The 26,498-nt window shown below is 41.4% G+C and carries 21 protein-coding genes and 2 pseudogenes; 9 read left to right on the top strand and 14 right to left on the bottom strand.

Annotated features, from left to right (window positions below; genetic code table 11):
* Positions 1–371: 371 nt before the first annotated feature.
* The gene (locus IM322_RS15705; RefSeq protein ID WP_287698992.1) at positions 372–527 is read right to left on the bottom strand and encodes a hypothetical protein; all 156 of its coding nucleotides are present in this window, start codon (positions 525–527) and stop codon (positions 372–374) included.
* Between the two features lie 372 nt (positions 528–899).
* Here IM322_RS15705 and IM322_RS15700 point away from each other — a divergent pair, with 372 nt between their 5' ends.
* On the top strand, positions 900–2,252 hold the full coding sequence (locus tag IM322_RS15700) for a TIGR03279 family radical SAM protein (protein ID WP_287698991.1): 1,353 nt from the start codon (positions 900–902) through the stop codon (positions 2,250–2,252).
* 384 nt (positions 2,253–2,636) lie between these two features.
* Here the strand turns inward: IM322_RS15700 and IM322_RS15695 are convergent, their stop codons facing one another.
* Entirely contained in the window at positions 2,637–3,431 is a 795-nt protein-coding gene (locus IM322_RS15695; RefSeq protein ID WP_286826084.1) for an MlaE family lipid ABC transporter permease subunit, read from the bottom strand.
* Positions 3,432–3,617: 186 nt separating this feature from the next.
* Here IM322_RS15695 and IM322_RS15690 point away from each other — a divergent pair, with 186 nt between their 5' ends.
* Positions 3,618–4,802: a class I SAM-dependent rRNA methyltransferase gene (locus tag IM322_RS15690; protein ID WP_287674440.1), complete on the top strand. Its 1,185-nt coding sequence runs from the start codon at positions 3,618–3,620 to the stop codon at positions 4,800–4,802.
* Here the strand turns inward: IM322_RS15690 and IM322_RS15685 are convergent.
* Positions 4,769–5,179, bottom strand: coding sequence for a VOC family protein (locus IM322_RS15685; RefSeq protein ID WP_286826082.1), 411 nt, complete (start codon positions 5,177–5,179; stop codon positions 4,769–4,771). The two genes, IM322_RS15690 and IM322_RS15685, sit on opposite strands and share 34 nt — an antisense overlap.
* 434 nt (positions 5,180–5,613) lie before the next feature.
* On the opposite strand from IM322_RS15685, the gene IM322_RS15680 reads away from it, so the two are divergent.
* Positions 5,614–6,423: an SDR family NAD(P)-dependent oxidoreductase gene (locus IM322_RS15680; protein ID WP_287674438.1), complete on the top strand. Its 810-nt coding sequence runs from the start codon at positions 5,614–5,616 to the stop codon at positions 6,421–6,423.
* Between the two features lie 61 nt (positions 6,424–6,484).
* On the opposite strand, the gene IM322_RS15675 is transcribed toward IM322_RS15680, so the two are convergent.
* The 3 genes and pseudogenes from IM322_RS15675 to IM322_RS23410 form a co-directional block, all read right to left on the bottom strand.
* Positions 6,485–7,351, bottom strand: coding sequence for a 6-pyruvoyl trahydropterin synthase family protein (locus tag IM322_RS15675; RefSeq protein ID WP_286826089.1), 867 nt, complete (start codon positions 7,349–7,351; stop codon positions 6,485–6,487).
* A gap of 104 nt (positions 7,352–7,455) precedes the next feature.
* Positions 7,456–7,644, bottom strand: a pseudogene (locus IM322_RS15670) (type II toxin-antitoxin system HicB family antitoxin).
* Between the two features lie 8 nt (positions 7,645–7,652).
* Positions 7,653–8,046 (bottom strand): annotated as a pseudogene (locus tag IM322_RS23410) (hypothetical protein).
* Between the two features lie 323 nt (positions 8,047–8,369).
* Here IM322_RS23410 and IM322_RS15660 point away from each other — a divergent pair.
* Positions 8,370–8,576: a hypothetical protein gene (locus tag IM322_RS15660; RefSeq protein ID WP_287674433.1), complete on the top strand. Its 207-nt coding sequence runs from the start codon at positions 8,370–8,372 to the stop codon at positions 8,574–8,576.
* On the top strand, positions 8,560–9,057 hold the full coding sequence (locus tag IM322_RS15655) for a DUF2335 domain-containing protein (protein ID WP_287674431.1): 498 nt from the start codon (positions 8,560–8,562) through the stop codon (positions 9,055–9,057). Before IM322_RS15660 ends, IM322_RS15655 begins: the two co-directional genes overlap by 17 nt.
* An 85-nt stretch (positions 9,058–9,142) precedes the next feature.
* Here the strand turns inward: IM322_RS15655 and IM322_RS15650 are convergent, their stop codons facing one another.
* Positions 9,143–13,129 carry a magnesium chelatase subunit H gene (locus IM322_RS15650; protein WP_287674429.1) on the bottom strand — a complete coding sequence of 1,329 codons (3,987 nt, stop codon included), beginning with the start codon at positions 13,127–13,129 and terminating at the stop codon, positions 9,143–9,145.
* Positions 13,130–13,907: 778 nt separating this feature from the next.
* Here IM322_RS15650 and IM322_RS15645 point away from each other — a divergent pair.
* The 4 genes from IM322_RS15645 to IM322_RS15630 all read left to right on the top strand — a co-directional run bounded on the left by IM322_RS15645 (position 13,908) and on the right by IM322_RS15630 (position 18,245).
* Positions 13,908–14,339: a HEPN domain-containing protein gene (locus IM322_RS15645; protein WP_287674428.1), complete on the top strand. Its 432-nt coding sequence runs from the start codon at positions 13,908–13,910 to the stop codon at positions 14,337–14,339.
* Between the two features lie 7 nt (positions 14,340–14,346).
* Entirely contained in the window at positions 14,347–15,714 is a 1,368-nt protein-coding gene (locus IM322_RS15640; protein WP_287674427.1) for a KGGVGR-motif variant AAA ATPase, read from the top strand.
* A gap of 6 nt (positions 15,715–15,720) precedes the next feature.
* Positions 15,721–17,211: a P-loop ATPase, Sll1717 family gene (locus IM322_RS15635; RefSeq protein ID WP_287674425.1), complete on the top strand. Its 1,491-nt coding sequence runs from the start codon at positions 15,721–15,723 to the stop codon at positions 17,209–17,211.
* Positions 17,212–17,369: 158 nt separating this feature from the next.
* Positions 17,370–18,245: an N-acetylmuramoyl-L-alanine amidase-like domain-containing protein gene (locus IM322_RS15630; protein WP_287674423.1), complete on the top strand. Its 876-nt coding sequence runs from the start codon at positions 17,370–17,372 to the stop codon at positions 18,243–18,245.
* A 53-nt stretch (positions 18,246–18,298) separates the two neighbouring features.
* On the opposite strand, the gene IM322_RS15625 is transcribed toward IM322_RS15630, so the two are convergent.
* From IM322_RS15625 to IM322_RS15595, 7 genes are all read right to left on the bottom strand, one after another.
* Positions 18,299–19,474 carry a hybrid sensor histidine kinase/response regulator gene (locus IM322_RS15625; protein ID WP_286826075.1) on the bottom strand — a complete coding sequence of 392 codons (1,176 nt, stop codon included), beginning with the start codon at positions 19,472–19,474 and terminating at the stop codon, positions 18,299–18,301.
* Positions 19,475–19,713: 239 nt separating this feature from the next.
* Complete coding sequence (locus tag IM322_RS15620) at positions 19,714–20,160, bottom strand: response regulator (RefSeq protein WP_286826074.1); 447 nt, start codon at positions 20,158–20,160, stop codon at positions 19,714–19,716.
* Positions 20,099–22,405, bottom strand: a complete 2,307-nt coding sequence (locus tag IM322_RS15615) for a sensor histidine kinase (RefSeq protein WP_287674420.1) — start codon at positions 22,403–22,405, stop codon at positions 20,099–20,101. Before IM322_RS15615 ends, IM322_RS15620 begins: the two co-directional genes overlap by 62 nt.
* 385 nt (positions 22,406–22,790) lie before the next feature.
* The gene (locus tag IM322_RS15610; RefSeq protein ID WP_004163338.1) at positions 22,791–23,072 is read right to left on the bottom strand and encodes a type II toxin-antitoxin system RelE/ParE family toxin; all 282 of its coding nucleotides are present in this window, start codon (positions 23,070–23,072) and stop codon (positions 22,791–22,793) included.
* A complete protein-coding gene (locus IM322_RS15605; RefSeq protein ID WP_158201840.1) occupies positions 23,069–23,293 on the bottom strand; it encodes a hypothetical protein in 225 nt (74 codons plus the stop codon). The genes IM322_RS15610 and IM322_RS15605 overlap by 4 nt, the downstream gene beginning before the upstream one ends.
* 279 nt (positions 23,294–23,572) lie before the next feature.
* Complete coding sequence (locus IM322_RS15600) at positions 23,573–24,124, bottom strand: hypothetical protein (RefSeq protein WP_287674417.1); 552 nt, start codon at positions 24,122–24,124, stop codon at positions 23,573–23,575.
* 141 nt (positions 24,125–24,265) lie between these two features.
* Positions 24,266–26,317 carry a M3 family metallopeptidase gene (locus tag IM322_RS15595; protein ID WP_287674415.1) on the bottom strand — a complete coding sequence of 684 codons (2,052 nt, stop codon included), beginning with the start codon at positions 26,315–26,317 and terminating at the stop codon, positions 24,266–24,268.
* Positions 26,318–26,498: the final 181 nt, after the last annotated feature.

The raw sequence follows: 26,498 nt of genomic DNA, 5'->3' as shown, positions 1-26,498 counted from the left end.
GTCAGTCTGTAGAGCGACCATAAGACCAGAACAGAGTAAATCTGTTAAGGCAGGTGCGGAACCCCGCAAGGGAAAGAAGCAGAAACCTAAATCGTGAGGTTTGGGAATCACCGTCCGTTTTACGGCGGTGAGGATGTCAAAGTTTCCCAATCTTGATCGCTATCAATTAACAGTAAATGATTCTCCTAACTTTGATAAATTGATATAATTGCCGGTGGCTATCTTTTGCCGGTAGCCATCAAGCAAAAATCGGCAACCCCGAAAATCCCGCAAGTCTTCTCTTAATTGGGAACAATTTGCCGAAAAGTAACCGGACGCAGATAACCTCGAACTCTCACCGATAAGGGACTTGCGTAAAAATAAGCTGCTAGCTAGGAGGGTAGAACCGTCACATCCCATTTGGGTGAAGCTTCAGAACGCTGCCAGAAAGGTTGCAATTGTTCTAGTTCTTTAGCCAAAACCTTCATACCTTTTTCATAAGTTCCTTCTAGCAAATGCACTAGAGGCTTTATGCCCTTCCGAGTCATGTTAGAAGCCCAATTAAGAGCCGCATCAATTGAACCCAAAATTGCCCCAATAGTTCTCTAAGACTGCCCAACACCGTTCAATTGGATTATATTTACTATGGCATTTGCGGATAGTAGATGAGCCGTATTTGCCACGGCGTTTTTCAGGCAAAGTCTACCATTCTTTTGATAAATTGGCTGCGGTTGCTGCCAGTGGCGGCTCCTGGTGTCTAAATCAATGACTAATTCTTCTAACCCTGGATAGATTGTTGATTTTCTTGCCACCACAACTCTAAACAATCGGCCATGCTGTAGAATTAGCTTGACAAAAGTGAGACAAGGCCAAAGACTCTCTCGAAATGCAGTTAAATAATTGGATGGCGACCTAAAAATATGAGTGAATTAACTATTCGTCCAGCTAAAATTAGTGGTGTCATCCCAGATTCGATCGCCGCCGAGGTGGGTTTTGAAATCGGGGATGCGCTCCTCTCTATCAATGGTAATCGTCCCCGGGACTTAATCGATTATCAATTTTTATGTGCCGATGAATTTTTAACCCTAGAAGTGCTTGATAGTCAGGGCAAAACTCACCGGATAGAAATCGAAAAAGATTATCATGAAGACTTAGGTTTAGAGTTTGAAACTGCCCTTTTTGATGGCTTAATTCAGTGCAATAATAAATGTCCTTTTTGCTTTATCGACCAACAACCAGAGGGCAAAAGAGAAACTTTATACTATAAAGATGATGACTATCGCTTAAGTTTTCTCTATGGCAGTTATTTAACCTTAACTAATCTCACCTCAAAAGAATGGCAGCGGATCGAAAAGATGCACATATCACCGCTTTTTGTGTCCGTTCATGCCACGGAACCCGATCTGAGAATTCGTCTCTTAAAAAATCCCCGCGCTGGTCAAATTTTAGACCATTTAAAATGGCTACAAGCCAGACAATTACAAATTCATGCCCAAGTGGTAGTTTGTCCCAATATTAATGATGGAATTCATCTCGAAAGAACCCTGTTAGATCTGGTTTCTTTTCATCGGGGAGATATTCCCTGTGTGGAGTCGATTGCCGTAGTTCCCGTGGGATTAACCCGCTTTCGTCCCCAAGAAGATGAATTAATTCCCGTTAGCCAAGAAAAAGCGCGAGAAGTGATCGAACAAGTCCAAACTTTACAGAAACAATTTTGTCAAGAATTTGGCAGTAATGTGGTGTGGTTAGCCGATGAATGGTTTTTAATTGCCCGAGTCGATTTACCACCTCAATCTCACTACGAAGACTATCCCCAAATCGGTAACGGAGTTGGCTCAATTCGTCAATTTATTAGGGATTTTCAGAAGACAGCCAAGAAGTTATTACCTGCTCAAATTACTCCATCTAGACGATTGATATGGGTAGTGGGAAATGCGGTAGAACAAGCCTTTCAACCCCTAGTTAAACAGTTAAATAATCGGCGGGGTTTAACCGTGGAATTAGTGGCTTTAAATAGTGATTATTGGGGACAGGAAATCACGGTTACGGGTTTATTAACCGGGCAAGATATTCTCAAAGGATTACAAGGTAAAAATCTTGGGGATGGGGTTTTATTACCCTCCCTCATGCTCAAGCATGGGGAATCGGTATTTTTAGATGATCTCACCCTAGAAACTGTTATTAATCAGTTAGGAGTCCCTATTTATCCAGTCCTGGGAGTGGAGGAATTAATTAAAACTTGTCTTACTCTCAATCCCTTGAACAAATCCTAATCTTGAAAATAGACAATTATCAGTAATCGGTGATCAGATTTGAGTTTTTAGTGAGCGGTATTAAGTAGGGTCTGCTGAAAAAGTTTTTCGGTGGGGGTAGGGTGTGGGGTGTGGGGTGTAGGGTGTAGGGTTTTACCGATTTTGAGGTAGTCAGTTACCTAATTTTCAGGGAAAAAGTACCTGAATTTTACCCCCGATCACCCCCAGGTCCGGCACTTTTTGAGGTCAAAAAAGTCTAAAAGCCTTATCCAACAAAGTTTTTAGATTTATTCAGCAAGCCCTAAGTAGAAAATTGCCGTTTTCTTGGCACTGATTACTGATTACTGTTTACTGATTACTGATTACTGATTACTGATTACTGATTACTGATTACTGATTACTGTCTTAGCCGATTTCCACATTACCTGTCCCTTGAAACATCAGCCAAGAGAGGAAAAAATTAGCCACAAAAATCGCTAACAAAGAAGTTACCACAGCCGTGGTAGTAGATTGACCAACTCCTTTAGCACCGCCGGTGGTGGTTAAACCCCAACTGCAACCGATAATAGCAATTAAAACCCCAAAAATTAGGGACTTTAACATAGAACTAATTAAATCCCATGTTTCCAGAAAATTTTGGGCTGATTGTAAGAATAGGGAATAGGAAATACCGTAAAGACTATCGGAAATAAATAAACCACCGAGTAGGCCGGTGACTAAAGAGATAATAGTGAGCAGGGGTAACATTAAACTACAGGCAATCACCCGGGGAATGACCAAATAATCGATCGGATCGGTTTTTAAAATATATAAAGCGTCAATTTGTTCTGTTACTCGCATTGTACCAATTTCGGCGGCAAAAGCCGAGCCAACTCTCCCCGCCACCACCACCGCGGTTAAAACCGGGGCTAATTCTCTTGTTAAAGCCAAGGAAAGGACTCCCCCAACAAAACTACCCGCCCCAAAAAAAATAAATTCTCTGGCTACCTGAATAGTGAAAACCATACCCACAAAAGCAGCCGTAATTAGGGCAATTGTCAAGGATTCTGGCCCAACAATACTCATTTGTTCAAGAGTATTACGCCGGTGGATTTTGCCATTAAGAATATGTAAAAAAGTTTGTCCCGCTAATAAACCAGCAGCCCCCAAACGCTGGAACCATAAACTTAAACCACCGGCAGCATCACTTTTTCTTGGCATTTGTCGAGGGACTATCGCTAAAATCTAACTTATTATAGGCGAGAATTCCCTCTGATTATCCCTCGATTGTTAGGACTTGGTTTGATGCCACTCGATCGAGGGATAACAAACCATGGTTTTGCGCTTCTGGCAGGGGATAATAGAATTGTCTAGTAGTCGTCAGCTATCAACCCTGATTCTTTATCCATGCCAGATTTAGCGAAAATTATCCTGAGAAACCATAAAATTGATGCTGTTAAACGATTCCATCCTTGGATATTTTCCGGAGCGATTAAAGAGATGGAGGGGGAAGTCAAAGAGGGTGCTATCGTGGAGGTTTATAGCGATCAAGGCGAATATCTAGCCACTGGACTGTATAATCCTAGCAATATTGCCGTTAAAATTCTTTCTTTCCAAAAAGTCAGCGATATTGCTCAATTATTTCTCGAAAAATTCCAGAATGCCTATCAGCTGCGGCAACAAATCGGTTTAGTCGATAACCCGAAAACTAACTGTTATCGCTTAATTAACGCTGAAGGAGACGGTTTACCCAGTTTAATCGTCGATTGGTACAATGGCACGGCGGTTATTCAAGCTTATTCCCTAGCTTTATACCAACGTCTCGATCTGATTGTCGATTGCCTGAAAACTATCTACGCTGACAATTTACGGGCAATCTACGATAAAAGTGCCGCAGTTTTGGCGAAAAGCGCCCATATCTCCGAAAATAAATACTTATTTGGTCAAAAAAACGGCAATGAGGTGTTAGAATCCGGCCATCGCTTTATTATTGATTGGGAAAAAGGACAAAAAACGGGATTTTTCCTCGATCAAAGGGAAAATAGAGCAATATTAGCCCAATATTGTCAGAATAAACGGGTTTTAAACACTTTTTCTTATTCTGGCGGCTTTTCCGTCTATGCTATGCAAGCGGGGGCTGCCCTAGTCCATTCCGTTGATAGTTCCCACGGTGCGATCGATCTTACCGAAAAAAATATCGCCCTGAATAATCTCGGTGAAGTTCCCCATCAATCCTACAGCGCCGATGTTTTTAACTTCCTGCGCGACTGTCAGGAGGATTACGATCTGATTGTCCTCGATCCCCCCGCTTTTGCCAAAAGTATCCAATCCCGTCATCAGGCGGTTATGGCTTATAAAAGATTAAATTACCAAGCTTTCCAGAAAATTCGCCCGCAAGGTATTATTTTCACCTTTTCCTGTTCCCAAGTGGTTAACGAAGAACATTTTCAGGGTGCTGTCATGGCTGCCGCCATTGAATCGGCTCGCCCAGTGCGAATTTTAGCACGTTTAAGCCAACCGGCCGACCATCCCACCAGTATCTATCACTCGGAAGGTTCCTACCTGAAAGGATTGGTTTTAGCGGTGGATTGATGGAAAATTAAACGATTACCATCCGGATCATAGATGTAGATTTCCGGACCGTGGGAAGCCTGGCTAATTTCTCCCCTAGCACCATAGCCGATTTCGCTCAAATGCTCGAGGGCTTTTTCGAGACTCTCCACCTCGAAACAAATGCTCATGCCACTGCCCCTAGAATCGCTAAATTCGTCTCTGTGGGACTCTTTAGGGCAAAAAAGACCTAATTTAAGGTTAATTAGCCTAAATTCCGCATAAACGGCGGCAAGGTAGGGGTTTGGTTCCTGTTGCAACAGTTGACGATAAAACTGCACCGAGCGATCGAAATTACTCGTTCCTAGGGCAATAAAAGCTTCTGTGTAATTGAATGGACTATCGGGGGGGTTATTCATTGGGGTTGGGGATTAGGAGATGGGAGATTGCCCAAAAGATCTACTTCAGTGCGGTGAGGATGTCAAGTCCGTTGTACTGCCAATAGTAGTCGCGTCCATTGCCAGACTTTCTATCTCCCTCGGTATTAAGCTCTTTAAAATACCTATATCTGCAAGTCCCCTGGGGTTTCCATCGGATCGAGGATCACCCTGAGCGTTCATCCGATCGAGTGATTTTGAGGAAAAAGTGTTAAAAAAGATTGCTGTTTGTAAAGACAACTGTTACCGTGGGTTCAAGAGTGCGCTTTGAAGGAGGAAAAACCCCATGCACCCTAACCTATCCATCTATCCCTCGATTGCTTCGCTACTTATGTAGGGCATGGATGCACAAATCAAAGATTTCAGAAGCAAAACCAATAAATTCCCGTACTGTTGCTTAAAACAGGAGTTTGATCATGAAATTACAGGGAAAAACAGCCCTAGTCACGGGGGCATCCCGGGGCATTGGACGAGCGATCGCCTTAGAATTAGCCCGACAAGGTTTAAGCAGAATTGTGATTGTTGCCAGAGATCAAGAGCGATTAGAAAAACTAGCGAAAGAAATTGAGTCCCTAGGGGTCATTGCCACACCCTTAGCCCTGGATTTAACCGAAAATGACCTTGTTAGTCCTGCAATTATCCGCGTTTGGCAAGAATGCCGTGGCATCGATATCCTCGTTAACTGTGCCGGTATTGCCCATCAAACCCCCTTTCTGCGATCGCGATTCTCGCAAGTGCAAGCAGAAATATCTTTAAATCTGATGGCCATGTACACGGTTACTCGCTTAATTGCCCGCCGGATGGCAATTAGGGGACAGGGAACGATTGTCAATGTTTCCAGCATGATGGGTAAAATTGCCGCTCCTAGCTTCGCTACCTACTCGGCCACCAAATTTGCCATTTTGGGTTTTAGTCACGCTCTCAGGTCGGAATTACGGGAACACAACATCAAAGTTGTCACCCTCTTACCCTCTTTAACCGATACGGATATGGTGCGAGAATTGCAGTTATTTCGATGGTTAAAACCGATGAGCGCCGAAGAAGTCGCCCAAACCCTAATTACCGGGTTAAATAGGGAAAAAACGGAAATTGTCGTCGGTTGGCAAAGTCATCTAGCTCTTTGGTGCCAAAAATTTGCCCCGAAACTGCTTGAGAAAATTGTCGATTTAGCTTCTCCCTTACGTCAAAGCAAAGGAAAGCGAGGATGGCGAGAAGTGTTTAACTAGGGTTTAATTAAATCTATCAGGGTGAGTCACGCTCACCCTAATCAGCTTAACTAATAGGTAATTAAACGGCTGTCAGGGTTTTTTCTAGAAGTTGTCGGGGAGCTTGAACCGAACCACGACAGTGGATTTCCGCAGAATTATTGGGACTTTCAATCAGTTTAACTTTATCTAATTCGGCTCCTAATTGGCGGATCCGTTCCCCTAATAGTTGAGCGATATGTAAGGCAATATTTTCCGCGGTGGGAACCACTTCGGCAAAGTAGGGAATATCCTTATTTAAAAAAGTGTGATCGAAGGGTTCTACTACCAATTCATCGATCGCTTTTTGTAAATCCCCCAGATCCACAATCATACCGGTGCGGGGATCGATTTCCCCCGCCACGGATACTTCTAGGTGATAATTATGGCCATGACCGTTTACCCTGGCGCATTTGCCGTAGATTTCCGAGTTTTGTTCGAGGGTTAATTGCGGTAAAGCCAAACGATGAGCGGCACTAAAATGGGTTTTGATAGTTAAAGTTGCTTCCATATCTTTTCCTTGATATTCTGCCCACAATTCGGGGTGTTCAAATAGTTGAATTTTGACCAATGGTAAATAGGGTGCTAATCTTTGCCAGATAACTCTAGCGATATTTTCTGTGGTGGGTAGGGTTTGCTGAAATTCCGGCCAGACTTGATTGAGATAGGAGTAGTCTAATTGACTGGTTATCTCTCGTTTAATTACCTGTTTCACGGTGGAGAGATTTTCCACCATGCCATAAAGATTGAGTTCTTTGTATAGGGAGACGTATAATTCGTAATTGTGACCATGACCGGGAAAACGGCTACCAAGACCAAAAAGTCTTTGATTTTCGGCTTCGTCCCATTCTGGTAGATAATAGCGATGGCTGGCTGAAAACCGCGCTCGACGATTGATGATGCAATCCATAAATGTGGGCGATCGATGACTTTGTAAAGTTACGTTAAGAGCAACTCTTTCTAGCATAAACCAGTTTTGTCTCCTCCGGCTTGCGGACCGGAGAAAGTTATCCCTCAATTCCGGCAGGATGCGATCGCTGTTAGCCGATAGTGAGAAAATTTATCTACTTCCTCTAAAGTTTCCCCCTGAGTAATACATCCGGGTAAATCTGGAATTAGTGCCGTTTATCCGTCTTCTTCTTCAGTATAAATTGAAATCGGATATTTAAGAGATAAAAAGTATTCTAATATTTGTTGTTCCATCGATAGGTCTAAATAGGTTTGACCAAATCGCCAACTTGAGCATTATCAAAAGGTTTTAATTCATCGGATTCTACCACTTCAGATTTATAACTGCTCAATGCAAAAGGAGTATTTTCTATTCTTTTTCTATAAGTTTTTTTCCGATCGGTTTCAATTATAGATATTTTATCTTGAACGAAAATTACTCTTCCCGTATAATTCGAGAAACCCTAAAGATTCCCCAGTATGCGGATCTAATATTTCTTCGTCATCGATACGATAAACCATCATTCTTTGACCTTCTCGAATTCCGTTCTGTTCACCTCTATTCATTACTAATTTATAGTCGTCAATAACTTTGACAACTTTGGCAGGAAAAGTTCCTTTAGGAGATAAAATGGGTTTTTCGGCTACATTTTCCATAATGATTTATCTTTGGTATAAATCTGGTTAATATTAAATATTATCGCTCTTAGGGCGCAATAGCTATAATTTAAACTTATATTTGTCAGGATTTAATGATAAGGTCGGTCAATTGCCTTGATCATTAATAGTACCAATGTAGGAGCTATGTATTATAACTGCAAAAAAGGGGTTGAGTGTGATAATTTCTTATAAATTCAAAAAATTGCTATGATAAAATGCTAGAATGAAGGGGTGAACATAACTTAAACGAGGGTGTTATGGTAAAAAAATACTATCGTGACATTTCTTCCCAAAATTACTCTATTCCTAGACGGTACTTTATGGATGGTCTGGTCTCAGTTCTAGATATAGGAGGGACTTATCGTGCCAATCTAGATTATCGTTGTCGTGTTCGTGTGGGCAAAAAAGTACATTTGAATCCAGATGCTGCCGCAATTCAGTCTGATTGGATGAAGACGGGATTAGATATTGACAATGCAATTTGTGAATATGGGGGAAAGTTGTCTCAAAATGTCCGACGAAAGTAAAAAGTCAGAAGACTGGGATAATAGTGAGCTAGTTGAAAGACCTTTAGAGTCCATAGATGAAATATTAAAAGATGAGACTATTGATCAGTCAACTAAAATCTCGATTCTCCTGGGACGAATAAACAAAAGCATAACCTTCTATGGACCGATTCCTCATCCAACAATTCTAAAAGGATATGAAGAAGTTTTGCCCGGCAGTGCTGATAGGATTTTGTCTATGACGGAGAAAGAAGGTGAACATCGAAGAAAGATAGAAACAGAACTGGTAAAAAACGATAATATCCGCTCTTATCTTGGACAAATTGCCGGTTTTACGATTGCGATAGTTGGTTTAGGTGGCTCTATTTATCTGGGGATTAATGATAAAGTTTGGGCATCTGGAATTATGGGTGCGGGTACTTTAACAGGTTTGGTGACGGTTTTTGTTAAAGGGGATAAAGAGAGAAGAATTCAGTCCGAACAAGATGATCAAGACAAGTGATTCAAATACTGTAAGTTTTTCCTAGACAAAAATGGTAGAGAAGCGATATTTTGCCTCTCTACCTTGAGGTATTTTACTAGATCAATTACTCGATTCCTTCGATACGGTCCTCCACTTCTTGATAAAGTTCCTGTAAGCGGTCTAAATTCGACTGGGAAGTTTCCCAGTAACCGCGACCATTAACTTCTAGCAGGGTTCCCACCATCTTGCGGAAAGAATTAGGATTGAGATTCATCAGACGCTGACACATTTCCTCATCTTGAATAAAGGTGGTGTTGACATCTTCATAAACCCAATTATCCACCGCGTCAGCAGTTGCAGACCATCCCATGGTATTAACTAAACGCTTCGATAATTCCCGGACACCTTCGTAACCGTGATTTAACATTCCCTCGTACCATTTGGGATTGAGTAACTTGGTGCGGGTATCTAAACGGACGGTTTCCGATAAAGTACGCACTTGAGCGTTAGCGGTGGTAGTATCGGCAATATAGGCTGCCGGTTTTTTGCCATCATCGCGTAAACTAGCGACAACTTTGGTGGGATCCGAGTCGAAATAGTGGGAAACATCGGTTAAACTAATCTCGCTAGAATCCAAGTTTTGGAAAGTTGCCTCGGCAGTTTTTAAGGATGCTTCAAACAACTGACGATTATCGGCCATCATCCCGGGATTATCGGAATCGAAAGCAAAACCCTTGCGGTTGAGATACATATTCTGTAACTCTTTTTCGTCTTCCCAACTGCTATTTTCCACCGCGAGATTGATGTTAGAAGAATAGGAACCGGAAGCATTAGAAAAGATGCGGGTGGCTGCCTGTCGAACCGTTAAACCCATTTCTTTTGCTTGTTCAATAGCGTGTTTGCGGACATAATTCATCTCCATCGGTTCGTTTGCTTCCGCGGCCATTTTTACACCTTGGTCAAGCAAGTTCATCTGATTGATAAATAAATCTCGGAAGACACCGGAACAGTTGACCACCACATCAATGCGCGGTCTTCCCAACTCCTCTAGGGGAATTAATTCCAGTTTATTCACCCGTCCTAAAGCATCGGGAACAGGACGAACTCCCACCATCCAGAGAATTTGTGCTAGGGATTCCCCATAGGTTTTGATGTTATCGGTTCCCCAGAGAACACAAGCGATGGTTTCGGGATATTTACCGCCATTATCCAGTTTTTGCCGTTCTAACAGACGATCTACCACGATTTTAGCCGATTTTACCGCCGCTAGGGTCGGGATAGACTGGGGATCTAAAGCGTGGATATTTTTACCCGTCGGTAAAACTCCGGGGTTACGGATGGGGTCGCCACCGGGACCGGGAAGAACGTATTCCCCTTCTAATGCTTTTAATAGGGCCCCTAATTCATTATCAGCACAGACCTGTTCTAAACAGAATTCTAGGTATTCAAACAGGGGTTTTAACGCGACCGGATCAACTTTTGGATAACCCATTTCCTGTAAAGTTTCGATCCAAGGCGATTTCTTGCCTATATTCAAGAAATTCAGCTTAGAAAGCATCGATACCCGACCTTCTGCGTCGGTTTGGGATTTGACTAAAGCGGAAACGGCAGCGCGAGTCGCGAGGGTGATGTTTTGCAGTAATTCCACATCTTCTAACACCCCTCGATCGCTATTGCGATAAACTTCCTCTATATCCCGGCCAATGCTGTTGGCAATAATTCGGGGTAAGGAGAGTAAACCGTCTTCTTCCCGGTCTAAACTGGCAATATTGACTAAAGTTGCGATCGCTTCGAGCGCCGAGGGGGGTTTCCCGATAACGTGAAGTCCGCAGGGAAGTAAGCGCGATTCAATTTCCATCAGTTTGCGATAGACGGAACCGACGATATTATCCCGTTCTTCTTGACTGAGATGGGCGGTGTCACCATCAGGTAAACTTATATCCTTGTCGAGATTTACCAATAAACATTTATCGACAATGGTATTGACAATTTGCACCCCACGCCCACTATCTTTCAGGGTTTGGTAGGAACCGATCAACTCGCTCAGTTCTTTTAACCCTTTGTAGAGTCCGGCATTTTCTGCGGGGGGAGTGAGATAGGAGATAGTTTCCGCATAACTGCGACGTTTAGCGATCGTCGCTTCGCTGGGGTTATTAGCGGCATAATAGTAGAGGTTGGGAATCATCCCGATGAGGTTATCGGGGTAGCATTCTCCAGACATTCCCATCTGTTTCCCCGGCATAAATTCTAAGGATCCGTGGGTGCCAAAATGGAGAACTGCGTCTGCTTTCCAGACTTGATTGAGATAGGTATAGTAGGCTGCAAAACCGTGGTGGGGACTAGCAGAACGAGAAAATAGCAGACGCATGGGATCCCCTTCATAACCGAAGGTGGGTTGAACCCCAATAAAGACGTTACCGAATTCTTTCCCGTAGATTAAAAGATTTTGTCCATCACTGTTGAGATGTCCCGGTGGTGGTCCCCAATTTTCCTCTAAACGGACGGAATAGGGGGTTAAGCGTTCGTATTCGGGTACGGACATCCGATAGGCGATATTTAGCTCCGGACTATGGTATTGTGCTTGAGCATCATGGATTACCGCTTCCATCAGTTCTCGGGGAGATGCGGGTAAGTCTTGCAAGTCATAACCGTTATTTTGTAACGCTTGCATCACTTCGTAGATGGAACCGAACACATCTAGATAGGCTGCCGTTCCCACATTCCCTTTATCGGGGGGGAAACTAAAGACGGTGATGGCGACTTTTTTGTTTAGTTTCGGTTTCTTTCTTAGAGTAGCCCATTTTAGCGCCCGTTGAGCGATCGCTTCTACCCGATCCTGTAAGGCGATCGCTTTACCCGTGGCCCCATCCCGGCCTGATAATATAATAGGTTCGATCGCACCGTCTAATTCGGGAATGGCAATCTGTAGCGCTACTTGAATCGGGTGTAACCCTAAATCGCTTTCTTCCCATTCCTGGGTGGTTTGGAAAACTAGCGGTAACGCGCACATATAGGGACGATTGAGACGTTTTAAGGATTCTATCGCTTTCGGGTGATCTTGTCGCGCTGGACCTCCCACTAAAGCAAATCCCGTCAGGGAAATTACCGTGTCAACGATGGCAACCGCTTCCACTCCTTTTAAGCTTTTATCCCAGAAGTATTCTTCTACGGGTTTGGAAAAGTCTAATCCCCCGGCAAAAACGGGAAGGACTCGCGCACCCATAGACTCGAATTCCTGCACAAGAGCGACATAATGAGCGTCATCCCCAGTAACGAGGTGAGTTCTCTGTAAAATTAAGCCAACACAGGGAGCTAAGGGGTCTTTTAAGTCATCGGCAATATCACTGCGGTTATTGTACCAAGCGAAGTATTCCTTGACATCCTCGAACATTTTCATGGATAAAGGATGCCAGATACCGAGATCTGGATAAACTACCGGTTCTTTGTAAACTACGCTGTCATCCTTGTTATCGAAGACGTACTTATCGGCCAACATTAACAGGAAGTTCTCTAAATTTTCTGCGGAACCTCCTAGCCAATACTGGAAACTTAACATAAAGTTGCGCGCATCCTGAGCTTTTTCCATGGGGAGGTATTTCAGGACTTGCGGTAAGGTTCGCAATAACTTTAACATCGCATCTTGGAAACCAGCGCCGGAGTTTTCCTTGCGCTTTTTCATAAAGTTAGCGATGACACTCTTGGACTGTCCCAATTGGGCCATGGAAAAGCTGCCTAATTTATTTAAGCGCATTACCTGGGGCATGGAGGGAAAGACGATCGCCGCGTCTAATTTATCCCGATGGGGACTGACAGCGGCCACAACTTTATCGGCTAAATCTTCGATAAAGATGAGAGAGGCAATGAAAATATTAGCTTTGGCTATATCCTCTTGAAAATTGCGATAATTTTCCCCATCGCGCAGTTCTTCGATTAAATAACCACTAATTTCGATCGCTAGTTTCGGGTTGTTAGCGTTGATTTCCCTGACGGCACTACTCAGCGCACTTTGGTACTGAGGTTCTAGCACGACATAGACCACCTTGACCAGCGATCGACCATTCAACGCGTCGGGAACTATGTGACGAATGGTGGACTTGACGTGAGTGAACATATATGATGGTTCTCCTTAGGATTGCTGAGTCTGGTATGAAGTGATTTTCGTCATCTGATGACGATCGCCCTTCGTTTAAGGTATTTAGATATATATGTTTCTGTCTTGTATCAGAAAATGTCACCCCAATGAGCATTTACTCTGGGTTTTGACACAATTCGATAAATATCTTGCCAGATTTTGTAACAGATGGTAAAGAGCTTTCTGAGTAACTGCTCAGGCCTTTCTTTACAAAAATTAATATTTAATCTATTGACTTTTTTAATTAAAAGTGGTATTAAATAGCAACTCAGACGAGATTTCGCTGTTAACACATGATGATGAGACATCTGCAAGTGCTATAACTCAATCAAGATCAGCTTTTTGTTCTTATGCTAGACCTCTGGTAAAAATCAAAAATTGTTGTTAGGGTTAGGAGTCAGTCCCGATGAAAAAATTTTCACCCCCACAGATGAAAGAGGTTTCCTTCCCTACACCCCACACCCTACACCCTACACCCACTTTCAAGTCAGTAGCAGGTAAGCTGCACTGGATTTAAACTGAGTAGGGGAAATTTTAGTACAAATGCTCGAACTGGCAACTCGGGCACTCCGGTGCAGTCTTAAGGAGTAATTTAGATAGTCAACAGCTTAATGATAGTGCGGAAATCAGGCAATGGTTTCAGAAAATTTGGCAAGTTTAGGTTGAAAAATCAAAAATGAAGTAAAGTTCTTAGAGTTTCGTTATGGTGCTAGAATTGGTTGATGGCTAAAAAGTTTTTATTTAATTCGATACATCTATGAACCAGTCCTTTGCTAGTGCAGCAGGCCGACATTTGCAAGATGCGAAAATTGTGCTGTCTAAAAAACGTTGGGACAATGCCATTTACCTAGCTGGTTATGTAGTAGAATGCGCTTTTAAGCTTTTAGTAGAACAGTATTTTAAAAATGATCAAAGAGCGGCTAAAAAATTCGGACATGATCTCAAGGAATTAGAAGGTAAAGCGAGGGAAAGATTAGGAAGTCTCTATCCTCGTTTAGAGCAACAGTTACCAGTTTCTCGCATTCAGGGAACTGTCCTAGGGCAAAATCACCCAGAAAGAAGATATTATCAATCTGGATATTGGACTGAAGATCAGGCTAACTCGGCCGTTGAATGTGCTGAAGAAATTTATCGAGATATTATTCCCAGATTAGTGCTAAACGGTTATATTTCTAGTAAGGATATTTAAGATTCTGATGATTAGTTTTAGTGAAACTTTTGCTAGGGTAAGGGAATGCTTTCAGGATTCCAGTCTTGGTTTTCTTTTGGCCAAACTAAAATCCGTGACTATTATTCGTGATGTTGAGGGAAAAATTCGCTTATTTCTAGAGTTAAAACAGGAAAACAACATAGAATCAAACGAAGAAAACCATCTATCTACACTCCTGTCTGAAAAACTTGAGTATTACTATGGCCATGATATTTGGTGGCAAAAAGGAGAAGGAGATGCTTATAAAGCCCTGATTGATCTTATCATAGATGAAAGAGTTCAGGCACCTTGGTTCGATGAATCGGCAAGCTTGAAATGGTATATTCTAGAACGTCATCTGGCTAAACAAGCATGGACAGAGAATAAAATTGGGCAGCAATTGCCTTGGGATTTTGAAAAAGTTGAAAAAGGATATAAACCAGCTATTGTCTCCTTTTTTTCCTTCAAAGGAGGAGTTGGTCGCACCACTACTATTGCCGCTACTGCCTTAACTTTAGCGCGGAATGGTCATCGAGTCGCTATAGTTGATCTTGATTTAGAAGCTCCCGGTCTGGCCACAATTTTTTCTGAGGATTTTGCCGCTAATTCTGGTGTCATGGACTATTTGCTAGAAAAGAAAGTTCAAAAAGACAAATGGAAACTGAGTTTAAAAACTATTACTGACTTGTATTTGTTAGGAGATAAAGGTGGAATATTAAATTTGCTGCCAGCAGGAAATGTCGATCAAGATTATTTAGAAAAATTGGCTCGTTTAGACTTTCAAAATATTGTCAATGGTCAACTACAAGGCATTTTAAAACAAATGCTAGAAGAAATAGCAAGGTTAAGCAAACCACTGGATTTTATTCTCATGGATGCAAGAGCAGGTTTTCATGATATTGGTGGTTTAGCTATTACTTATTTTTCTCATGCAGTGGTTATTTTTGGTACGGAATCTCGACAAAGTTGGGCAGGATTAACCCAAGTTATCCAACATTTAGCCCTATCTAACCCTGAGGATCCTTTACCATTAATTTTAGTTCATGCTCTTGCTCCATCTTTAGGAATAGTTGGCCGAGAAATAGAGTTACAAAAGTTTCGAGAAAAAGCCTATGCAATTTTCCAAGAAAACTATTATACTGAATCTGAAGATGTTCCCAACTCTAATGATACCGATGCACCATTTTTCCCGATAGTTGTCCCTTACGATAATAGTCTGCGGGGAGATATTGCCCTCTTGACTCGTGACTCAACTCCAGAAGAAAAAGAGAGATTAGCAAATCTCGTAAAAGTTATGGCCGATTCTCCTTATCAAACTATTGCTGAAAAGCTTTGTCAATTATTTGGACGTGATGTGATTATAAACAATCGGTAAAAAATTATGGCTGAATTCGATAAAAAAAAGTTACTGGAATTAATGAGAGAAATTGCTCCTGGAAAAGCAACAGCTGAACAGGAAAGTGATAATGAAGAAGTATTTCTCAAAAATTTCTTCCCTGTGGTTGATTATAAACGGGCATTGGAACCAAGCATTTTATTAATTCAAGGTGGTCGGGGTGTGGGTAAAACAGAATTATTTCGTTTACTAGCCATTCCCTCTGGACGAGAAGCTTTAGTTAATAGTTTAAATATTCGAGGTCTTGCTCCTTTAAAGCAGACCATATGGATTGCAGGATTTGGTCGCACTCGCAAAACTGAAAAAAGATTTCCGACACCAGAAATTATAGAAAAAGAAATGCAAAGCGCTACTAATCTTGAATGGCGTAGTTTCTGGTTAGGATTGATTTTAGGTGTCATTTTACAGGAAAAAGAATCTGATATTCCCAGCATTATAGGTCAAGAATTAGATTCAAATATTACTACTATTCTTCAAAATAGGTTATCGTTTTTATCAGAATGGAGAATTTTAGTTAAAGATAATTTTGAACGTCTAAATTATGTTCTTGACAAATTAGACGAACAATTAATTAGTTATGACCAATGGCTATTTATTACTTATGATGAATTAGATCGGTTATTGACTACTTATAATGCTCTAGCTAATCCGATTAGAGAATTATTAGCTTTTTGGCTTGATCGCTCTCGTCGTTGGGAGAGAATTCGACCAAAAATATTTCTTCGTACCGACCTATTTAGAGAGGAATTTTTGGGATTTCCTGATGCTTCTAAATTACAATCCCATCGGCTAGAATGGCGACCTTCTTGGCTCTATCAACTCTGGATTAAACGGTTAGCTAATTCGGCTCAAGAAATGAGAGACTATTTACAGATTATCCCTAATTTAATTTGGGAAAGCTCAACTCAACTAGGATGGAATGTTAGTAGTGATGACCGATTATTTGAAAAATTAATTGAAAAAATGATCGGTAAATATATGGGTGCTAATGCTAGAAAAGGTATTACCTACCGATGGATACCTAATCATCTTCAGGATACTGGGGGTAGAATTGCTCCTCGCTCTTTTCTAAAATTATTCGACCTAGCGGCAGCCAAAAGATTAGAACGTTTTGAACAACTGACCGAGCTATACCTTCTACAACCCTCTGATCTCCAGGGTGCGTTAATGGATACTTCAGAGGATAGAATTAAAGAATTAGCACAGGAAGAATATCCTTGGTTAGAATCTCTAAAAACTAACTTAGAAGGGTTAAAAGCTCCTATGCCGAAAGAAACTTTTTTAGACGCTGTGCGCTCAACTAAATGGAGTCCTGAAAAACAACCTCCTGTTCAGGAACCTGAAGAAATTATGCAATATCTAATACAATTGGGTGTGGTGGAAAGTCGTCTCGATAGTCGAATTAATATACCTGAAATTTATTTATATGGGTTTCAAGTTAAACGTAGTGGAGGGGTTAAACGTCCTAAGTCCTAAATAACTTGAGGATATCGACAATAATTTTATGTAGAATAAATAGTAAAATAAATGAAACAATAATAACTAACACTGGCAGATTTTAACAGTTGATAACTCCGATAGTTGATTTGTATTATTCGGTGATAAACTCTATTATTTTCAGTAACCGATCGACAATGTTTTTAAATTGGATAACTTTACCCTATTTATTAATTAATCCTGTGTTAATTCCCTTGAGTATAGCTCGATCGGAAACTATTCTTGCTCAAGAAGTAAGCGATCCTAATTATCAAAAACTGGTACAGTACGCTCAAAATCAACAACTCGATCGCCTAGCCATGGCTGATATAATCCAGAATATCGCCACTCAATTTTTAGGAGCAAAATATCAAGCAGGATTACTCGATCGCTCGGCAACAGAAAAATTATTTATCTCTTTAAAAGAGTTTGATTGTGTCCTCTTTGTGGAAACAGTTCTCGCTTTGAGTCACAATTTTGCTTTAAAAAATTATCAGTATTCTGCTTTTAGTCAGCAGGTCTTAAATCAACGTTATCGCCACGGTATTCTCGACGGTTATTGTAGTCGTCTGCATTACTTTTCCGATTGGATTAATGACAACCAAAAACGAGGTAATCTAGAAAATATTACTCAAAAATTAGGTGGAATTACTCTTGACAAAAAGCTCAACTTTATCAGCAAAAATCGCCCTCTATATCCCCAGTTAAAAACTCAAAGTAATTACGATTGTATTCAACAGGTAGAAAAGCAATTAGAAAGCTTATCCTTAACCTATATTCCCACCGCTAAGATTAAAGATATTTATCCACAACTGCAAGCTGGCGATATTATCGGTGTCGTGACTAATATCGCTGGTTTAGATACCACCCATACCGGTCTAGTTTATCGCTTTCCTGACGGCAAAATTGGCTTAATTCATGCCTCTCCTGCCGGTCAAGTTACCATTGCTAAAGACCTAGAAAAATATATCACTAAAGTGGACAAAGCCATCGGTATTTTTGTCGTTCGTTCCCTTGATCCAAGAAATAGGTAGATAGGCAGCGAGGGCAGCAGAAAAAAAATTGTGATCCCACCCTATTGTTCATCTCAATTTAGGTGTTCAATGTCGGTAATAATCGGTAAAATCACCGTGATCTTTGTGCCTTTTCCTTCCTCACTTTCCAGGTAAATTTGTCCTTTGTGCGCTTCCACACAGCGTCCGACAATGGCTAATCCTAATCCCGTTCCTTGAATATTATCGACATTGCTACCGCGATAAAAAGGTTTAAATAAATTTTCTTTATCTTTGCTGGGAATACCAATCCCTCGATCGACAATTTTAAAGACTACCTGCTCGGATTCAACAATAATCTTAAATTCTACGGGGTTGCCTTGGGGTGAATATTTGAGAGCATTTCCCAGTAAATTTGTCAAGATATGTTTAATTAAATTTATATCCCAAAGTCCTCTTTCTAAGCTGCCTTCAACTTGGAAAATAATTGCTAATTGCGGCTCCGGCTTAACAGTAAAAGATTCTACTAATTTCTGACAATAATCCAGTAAATCCACCAGATCAAATTGACAGTATAATCTCCCGGAATCGGCCCGGCCAATTAATAACACTTCTGTGAGCAATTGATCCATGTCTTTAATGGCCGATCGAATCATGCGAAAATAGCTAACTTGCTGATCTTTTGTCAACCGATCGCGACTTTCTTCTAATAATCCAGCCGAGAGTAAAATTTTATTTAAAGGATTGCGAAAATCGTGGGATAACATGGAAACAAATTCGGTTCTTAACTGATTTAATTCCTGAGCTTTTTCCAGTTGATTAGTACGTTCAATCACGCTCATTTTTAAAGCTTCGTTCGATTCTCGTAAAGCTTCCTCCATCTGTTTTCGCTCGATCGCATAACATAGCGATCGAGTTAAAATTTCTAAACTTACTTCTCTTTTAATTAAATAATCCTGCGCTCCCTGACGCAGTGCTGCCAAAGCTAAATTATCATCATTAGTATTAGTTAAAACCACGATCGGCAATTTCGGAGCCGTAATTAAAAGGGGAGCTAAGGATTCCAAACCCTGACTATCTGGTAAAGTTAAATCTAATAAAATTACATCAAAATTTGTTTGTTGTAACAGAGAAATCGCCTCGGATAATCTTGAGACATTAACCAGATGAAATTCTTTTTTTTCATTACCCTTAAGAATTTCCTTTAATAATCGAGCTTCGGCTAAATTATCCTCGATTAAAAGAACTTTTATATCCTGCGAGAGTCCCATTTTTTAATCAAGAGTTAAAGAGATTTGGGAAGTTAGGGAGTGGGAAGATTTTTCAGTGATCAGTAAACAGTAATCAGTAACCAGTAAACAGTAATCAGTAAACAGTAAACAGTAAACAGTAAACAGTGAAAAGAAAGCTCCGAACTTGCCACTTGATACTACTAACTGAAAACTCAAACCTGATAACTGATAACTGATAACTGATAACTGATCACTGATAACTGATAACTGATAATGATTCACTCCCCGGGTAAAGTAGCGGTTTCTAACCAAAAAGCCTCGATATTTTTGACAATTTTGAACAAATCTTTGAGATTGCGTGACTTGGTTATATAACAATTAACGTGCAGTTCATAGCTATAAAAAATATCCTCCTCGTTGCGAGAAGTGGTTAAAACCACCACAGGAATTCTTTTTAAACTGGGATCGTTTTTTATTTCCGCTAATACCTCCCGTCCGTCTTTTCTTGGTAAATTCAGATCGAGAAGAATCAGATTAGGACGGGGAGAATCGAGATACTCCCCTTCTCGACGCAGATAATCCATAGCGCTGACACCATCCCTAACGATAACTAATTCGTGCGGGACGGTGCTAGTTTTTAATGCCTCTTGAATGAGGCGAATATCAGCTTTGCTGTCCTCCACTAATAAGATAATTTTGTGTGGCACGTCCTCGCCAGCGCTCACGCTCGTCACCTCCTAGGGGAATTGTAAAACAGAAAACCGCTCCTTTGCCTAATTGGGATTCTACCCAAATTCGTCCGCGATGACACTCAATAATTTTCTTACAAATCGCTAAACCCATACCTGTGCCGGGGTACTCGTCGCGGGTGTGCAGTCGTTGGAAAATCACGAAAATGCGTTCGGAAAATCGGGGATCGATACCAATTCCATTATCGGTGACAGAGAACAGCCATTCCTCTTCTTGACGTTGGGCAGCAATATGAATAGTGGGAGTTGCTTTTCCCCGGAATTTAATGGCATTACCGATGAGATTTTGGAACAATTGCATTAACTGGGTTTTATCTGCCATGACAATTGGCAAAGGATCAACGGTGATCATAGCTTGACTTTCTTGAATTCTCCCTTTCAGGTTAGCGAGAGCTTTTTCCAGTGCCAGATTAGCATCGATGGTATTAAACTCTGCCGCCTGCATATCCACTTTCGAGTAAGCCAGCACATCATCTATTAATGTTTGCATCAAACTGACACCTTCGACGGCAAAAGTAATAAATTCTTTAGCATCTTCGTCCAGTTCTTCGGTGTAGCGCATTTCTAGCAACTGCACATAGTTGGCGACTTGATTGAGGGGTTCCTGTAAATCGTGGGAAGCGACGTAGGCGAATTTTTTTAATTCGGCGTTTGATAGTTCCAAATCCCGCGCCAAACGTGCCAATTCATCGGCTTGTTTTAAGATGATATTGACGATCGCTTTTCGTAATTCTAGTGCGGCGTTAATTTCTACTGCTTTCCAGGGTAAAGATTTGAGACGAACGGTTTCTTTCCAGAGGGAGAAGGATTTACGCGGACAGAGACGAATATTACCATCTATGGCAGTCGTTTCGATCGCTTTACCCGGATCACCACCCCAGTTGACGGTTTGAATTACTTCCGGACGAAACCAGAGGAGATAATTACGTTTAGAAATGGGAATTGCTAGTAGGCCACTGGCAATATCTTTAAACTTACCCGCATCGGCATAAATTCGCGGTAAGGAATTGGTATAGTAAACATCTTCAAGGACGTTTTTTTCTAGCCAAGTAATCAGATAATTTAGTTCTTCTTCGCTCGGTGTTACTCCAATTAAGGTATAATTGCCGCCTAAACAAATAGCGGCTCCTGTGGCTTTAGTTAGATCAAGCAGATTCGGTTTATGGGCAATTAATCCATCGATAAAGTTATTAGCTTCAGCCATATAATCGATTAATTGCGATTGGACAAAGTTTAATTTCACTCGATAGTCATAATCCTCGGTTTCTTCCCGTGCCGATATTTCCGAGAAAATTACTCTTCCTAAGAACTCACAAGCTTTACGGAGTTCGTAGGGTACATATTTAGGGGTGCGGTGATGACAGGCAATAATACCCCAAAGACGTTTATTTTCAATCAGAGAAATGGTTAGAGATGCTCCCACTCCCATATTATGCAGGTATTCTAAATGACAGGGAGAAGCACTTCTAAGACTGGACAGGGTTAAATTTAAGGGTTGTTGAGTTTCGGGATGAAGACTAGGCACTAGATCGACGGGTTCAGAGGTAGCATCGGGAATCTGTCGAATCCAATTAGCACTTAATAAATTTCGTGCCGGGAGAGGGATATCGGAAGCGGGATAACGTAAACCGAGATAGGGTTCTAGTTGCTCTATTTTGTCTTCTGCTATCACATCACCGTTATCTTCTTCGTCGAATTTGTATAACATAACTCGATCGAATCCTGTCATTTTTCTTACTTCTTTAACGATGATATTACAGAAATCTTTTAGGCTACGGGTGGCTTCAAGTTTATCGATCGAAGTTTTGGCTAGGTGATAGAAACTCAGGAAAGGAATGTTTTCATAGGAAATAGCAGGTTCTAACTCTAAAATCAGCATTTGTTCGGCGTTGCGGTGAAAAATAGCATCAAAGACTGCAAAATCATCCCCTTTAACCCGCGCCCAGATTTTGGAGGGATTGATAGCATCAAAATCGTTATTTTCTATGGCTGATTTGAGAGGATCGATCTGAAAGGGATCGAAGATTTCCTCTAGGGTTTTACCGATAATTTCCCCCGGAGAAATTCCCAATAAACTGCGGCTATTACTGCTAGTTTGGCTGACTTTTAGCTCCGGTTCGCTGAGAACTAAAAGCACTCCGTGCGGTTGAATTCGGTTATAGAGATGGATCGGTTCCCGTTCGATCGAAGTTGGGTTAATTGTCTCGGTTAGAACTTCCATGTGTATTTCTCCCAGAGGATTTTTGCCAAGTTGAAAACTCTTTGTTTATTAAAACTATTTCTTCTCACTTTCAGGGAGCGATCGAGAATAAATTTACTTCTCTTAATCCTAGTCCATCAAAAGTAATAAAACTTTAATTAATCAGTTATCTATCGATCGAGCAGTTCTGTTCAGTTCCCTTTATTATAATCAGTTTTTCTGTTGAGAATCTATGGTCATTTGTTAAGAATTAAGAGTTAATGTTCCAAAGGAAGGATAATTCTTAATAAAAATATACAGTAGGGGGTTTCAGACCCAAAAATTTCCAGGAACGCACGCTAGAAAAGTAGGCGATATTGCACTGTAATTATACAATTGATAAGCAAGAACAAATTAAAGAGATAAATTAGTAAACTTGATCGTGTTTTCCAATATCAACTATAACAATTAAAGTTTCTCCTGAATCAGTATCTTGACGAAAAGTAAAAATAATACGGCAATCGTAACTAACAGAACATGACCAATAACCTTCTAATCTACCTGTCAGCTTATGAGATTTTAAAGAAGGGGTGAAGGGGTTATCTTCTAACAAATGTAGAACCTCTGATACCTTGCTTTGTAGTTGAGGATTTTTGCTGATTAAGCGTTGAAAAGCTCTTTTAAAGCTTTTGTCAGCAACTAATTTCATTCTTCTTCATCCTCTAACAAATAAGCCATTATTTCTTCAGCACTGCCTTTTTTTGCTGTTCCCATTGCTAAAGACTTTAAGGTTTCTTCGCCATTTTTAGCCATCTCATCGCGGCGTTTCTCAATGCGTCTTTTACGAATTAGCTCAAACAAATAATCTTGGTCTTCAATGGATAGACTCTCTACCGATTCGATCAGATCTTGAAAAAATGCGATACTCATTAAAGTTTACTCCTGTTAGTTAACTTTTTTTCCCGATATGTTATCACAATATAGTCAAGTAGGGTGCGTTAGGCAATCCCTTGTTCCCAGAGAAAAAATCAAGAGCTAAATATCGCCGTAACGCACCACAAAGAAAAGTTTTTGCTGCGTTACGCTACGCTAACGCAGCCTTGTATGTTGGGAATGGGGGATAGGAGTTATCCTAACCTCAAGAAGAACAAGAAAAAGAGTGACTCTGGACGCACCACAAAGCAAAAAGCTTGCTGAAATATGTTGCGATTATTTTGCCGGATACCATACTTCTATAGTTCCACGCTTATAGTCTCGTTGTAGCTCTATATTGGGCTTTAGTTTTGCATTCTTAATAAGAGGTTGACTCACAACCTCTCGAAGGCATTTTGCTGCCTCAAGATCATCATCATAGAAATATTTAATCCATGCCTGACCTTGTGGTGGAGCGTCTCTTTCTGGCACTGGTTCTGGGCGATCCCCTGGAACATTAAATCCACGATCGCTTAACTCTTGTCGTAACTTCTGGGCATTTTCTTCTTGTTGGGATCCCGATGGATATTGTACGGTGACTGTAATCTGCCGATTTTTATTGCAGTCTGGAGGAGGTGGTGGAATTATCGGTATGAAGAATAATAAAAGGAGAATCGGACCTATGATTTTTAGCTTTGATTTAGCCTTTTGTGTAAATTCTGGAATTATAAAAATACCAAAGTCTACGTTGGAAACATATGGGGAAATAGATAATATTAAAATAAGAGGTAGGATGACAACTTGAAATTCTAGTGGGATTCCAAGAATGTCAGGAATACGTTTGTACATAAAATTATTACCTCAACGAGTATGTTGGAAATGGAGGATAGTAGTCAAGTAGAGTGCGTTAGGCAATCCCTTGTTCCCAGAGAAAAAATCAAGAGCTAAATATCGCCGTAACGCACCACAAAGAAAAGTTTTTGGCTACTTTTATAATCCGCTATGACGGAGGAGAGGTTCGGTACTAGGTTCGCGACCGCGGAAAGCTTTAAAAACATTCATAGGATGGGAACTTCCCCCCATAGCTAAGACAGTATCACGAAAACGGCGACCGATCGCTTTCACTGCTTCTTCGTTATCTAATCCCACTTCCTCGAAAGCGGCAAAAGCATCGGCGCTGAGAACTTCTGCCCATTTATAACTATAGTAACCCGCCGCATAACCGCCGGCGAAAATATGCCCAAAAGAACACAAAAAAGCATCTTCCGGTAGGGGAGGAATTATCGTCGTCGTCGCCGCTAAACGCTGTCTGACTTGTTTAGGAGTTTCGCTGCCATTGGGTTGATAACGATGGTGTAATTCTAAATCTACTAAAGACAAATGTAACTGACGCAGCATAGCCGAACCACTCATATAATTCTTAGCTAGGAGCAGTTTTTGGTAGTAATGTTCGGGGAGAGTTTCACCGGTTTCGTAGTGTTTGGCCATACTCATTAAAGTAGGGCGATCATAACACCAATTTTCCATAAATTGACTGGGCAATTCCACCGCATCCCACTCAACGTTATTAATACCCGCCGCACCGGAATAATCCACAGTGGTTAACATATGCTGTAAACCGTGGCCAAATTCGTGAAATAGGGTAGTTACCTCCTCAAAGGTCATTAAACTGGGGTTTCCATCTACTGGAGGCGTTTGATTGCAGATTAAATAAGCCACAGGTAAACGCACCTCGGCGCCAGTTTTGGCCCGACCGATACAGACATCCATCCAAGCGCCGCCGCGTTTTTCGGCGGGACGACTGTAGGCATCGAGGTAGAAATAGGCGATTTTTTCGCCCTTTTCGTCGTTAATCTGGAAATAACGCACATCGGGATGCCAGATAGGTGCTTTACCGTCAGCGGCGATAATTTCTACCCCAAAAATCCGTTTAGCGAGGCTAAATATGCCTTCTAAAACCCGTGGTAGGGGGAAATAGGGGCGCAATTCCTCGGCACTAAAGTTAAACTTGGCCTGACGCTGTTTTTCTGACCAATAGGCTATATCCCAATGCTTGAGATCGTCGGTTCCCGCAAAAGTTTTTAAGGCCGCTAAATCCTGTTTTGCCGCTTCATAGCTTACTTGGCGCAAATTGTCAAGCAATTTCTCGATTTCATCCACAGAATTGGCCATTTTCCGGGCAAGACTGACCTCGGCGTAGGTACTATAACCTAGTAGATGGGCTTGTTCCTGACGAAGTTGCAAAATGCGATCGATTAAGGGATTATTATCCAATTCTCCCAGATCAGCCCGACTAACGTAGGCTTTATAGAGTTTTTCCCGCAATTCCCGATTATCGCTGTACTTCATAAAGGGGAAATAACTGGGAAAATCGAGGGTAATCACCCAGGGGCCAGTTTCGTTGCTGGCGTTAGTTTCTCCTTGGTTGCGGGCGGTTTGGGCCGCTAAACTAAGGAGACTAGGGGGTAAACCGGCGATATCTTCTGGGGTTGTTAGTTTCAGTTTAAAAGCTTTGGTGGCATCGAGGAGGTTATTAGAAAATTTCGTGGTGATTTCCGCTAATTCCAGTTGAATCGCGTTAAATCTGTCTTTTTTCTCTCCTGCTAATCCCACCCCGGCTAATTGGGCATCCCGCAGGGAAGCTTCGACAATGCGCTGTTGTGCCTCGTCTAATTGCCCCCAGCTTTCCCCTTGACGCAGGGACAAAAATGCCTCATAAATGGGTTTACTTTGGCTTAAACGGCTAATAAACTCGACTACCTGCGGTTGTACGGTTTCGTAAGCTTGACGCAATTCTGGGCTATTTTTTACCCCCATCAGATGACCGATAACCCCCCAACTCCAGCTTAAACGTTCTTCGATCCGGGTGAGGGGTTCGACTAATTTTTCCCAGGTGGGGATAATCTGCGCTTCTAGATCGGTTAATTCTCTGGCCAGTTCCTGCAAAAGTTGCGTCATCCCAGGGACAATCAGGCCGGGTTGGATTTGGTCAAAAGCCGGTAATCCTTGACCGACAAGCAGCGGGTTACTGGTATTCGTCATAATTTTTGGTCTGGAAGGGTGAGTAATTTGTATCTTTTACTACCGCTCAACTAAACTTACTCAAACTTACTTAAAAGTCTGAAAGCTTAGTCATTCGTAGTGGGTCAAGCACTACAGGATTAAACGGCAAACCCTTTATTCCCTGGTCAATGACATCAGGAATTACTTTTCTAATGATGTT

It is taken from the genome of Microcystis sp. M109S1 (genome assembly GCF_020247025.1).
In the GTDB taxonomy this organism is placed as follows: Bacteria; Cyanobacteriota; Cyanobacteriia; order Cyanobacteriales; family Microcystaceae; genus Microcystis.
This window is presented reverse-complemented; position numbering and strand designations above follow the sequence as displayed.

Excerpts from the sequence above, each read along its gene's own strand:
- IM322_RS15655 (WP_287674431.1), top strand. The coding sequence starts at position 8,560 with ATGTCCGACGAAAGTAAAAAGTCAGAAGACTGGGATAATAGTGAGCTA.
- IM322_RS15605 (WP_158201840.1), bottom strand. The coding sequence starts at position 23,293 with ATGAGTATCGCATTTTTTCAAGATCTGATCGAATCGGTAGAGAGTCTA.
- IM322_RS15685 (WP_286826082.1), bottom strand. The coding sequence starts at position 5,179 with ATGAATAACCCCCCCGATAGTCCATTCAATTACACAGAAGCTTTTATT.
- IM322_RS15630 (WP_287674423.1), top strand. The coding sequence starts at position 17,370 with ATGTTTTTAAATTGGATAACTTTACCCTATTTATTAATTAATCCTGTG.
- IM322_RS15645 (WP_287674428.1), top strand. The coding sequence starts at position 13,908 with ATGAACCAGTCCTTTGCTAGTGCAGCAGGCCGACATTTGCAAGATGCG.
- IM322_RS15675 (WP_286826089.1), bottom strand. The coding sequence starts at position 7,351 with ATGGATTGCATCATCAATCGTCGAGCGCGGTTTTCAGCCAGCCATCGC.
- IM322_RS15615 (WP_287674420.1), bottom strand. The coding sequence starts at position 22,405 with ATGGAAGTTCTAACCGAGACAATTAACCCAACTTCGATCGAACGGGAA.
- IM322_RS15650 (WP_287674429.1), bottom strand. The coding sequence starts at position 13,129 with ATGTTCACTCACGTCAAGTCCACCATTCGTCACATAGTTCCCGACGCG.
- IM322_RS15695 (WP_286826084.1), bottom strand. The coding sequence starts at position 3,431 with ATGCCAAGAAAAAGTGATGCTGCCGGTGGTTTAAGTTTATGGTTCCAG.
- IM322_RS15680 (WP_287674438.1), top strand. The coding sequence starts at position 5,614 with ATGAAATTACAGGGAAAAACAGCCCTAGTCACGGGGGCATCCCGGGGC.
- IM322_RS15700 (WP_287698991.1), top strand. The coding sequence starts at position 900 with ATGAGTGAATTAACTATTCGTCCAGCTAAAATTAGTGGTGTCATCCCA.
- IM322_RS15600 (WP_287674417.1), bottom strand. The coding sequence starts at position 24,124 with ATGTACAAACGTATTCCTGACATTCTTGGAATCCCACTAGAATTTCAA.
- IM322_RS15595 (WP_287674415.1), bottom strand. The coding sequence starts at position 26,317 with ATGACGAATACCAGTAACCCGCTGCTTGTCGGTCAAGGATTACCGGCT.
- IM322_RS15610 (WP_004163338.1), bottom strand. The coding sequence starts at position 23,072 with ATGAAATTAGTTGCTGACAAAAGCTTTAAAAGAGCTTTTCAACGCTTA.
- IM322_RS15690 (WP_287674440.1), top strand. The coding sequence starts at position 3,618 with ATGCCAGATTTAGCGAAAATTATCCTGAGAAACCATAAAATTGATGCT.
- IM322_RS15625 (WP_286826075.1), bottom strand. The coding sequence starts at position 19,474 with ATGGGACTCTCGCAGGATATAAAAGTTCTTTTAATCGAGGATAATTTA.
- IM322_RS15660 (WP_287674433.1), top strand. The coding sequence starts at position 8,370 with ATGGATGGTCTGGTCTCAGTTCTAGATATAGGAGGGACTTATCGTGCC.
- IM322_RS15635 (WP_287674425.1), top strand. The coding sequence starts at position 15,721 with ATGGCTGAATTCGATAAAAAAAAGTTACTGGAATTAATGAGAGAAATT.
- IM322_RS15705 (WP_287698992.1), bottom strand. The coding sequence starts at position 527 with ATGACTCGGAAGGGCATAAAGCCTCTAGTGCATTTGCTAGAAGGAACT.
- IM322_RS15640 (WP_287674427.1), top strand. The coding sequence starts at position 14,347 with ATGATTAGTTTTAGTGAAACTTTTGCTAGGGTAAGGGAATGCTTTCAG.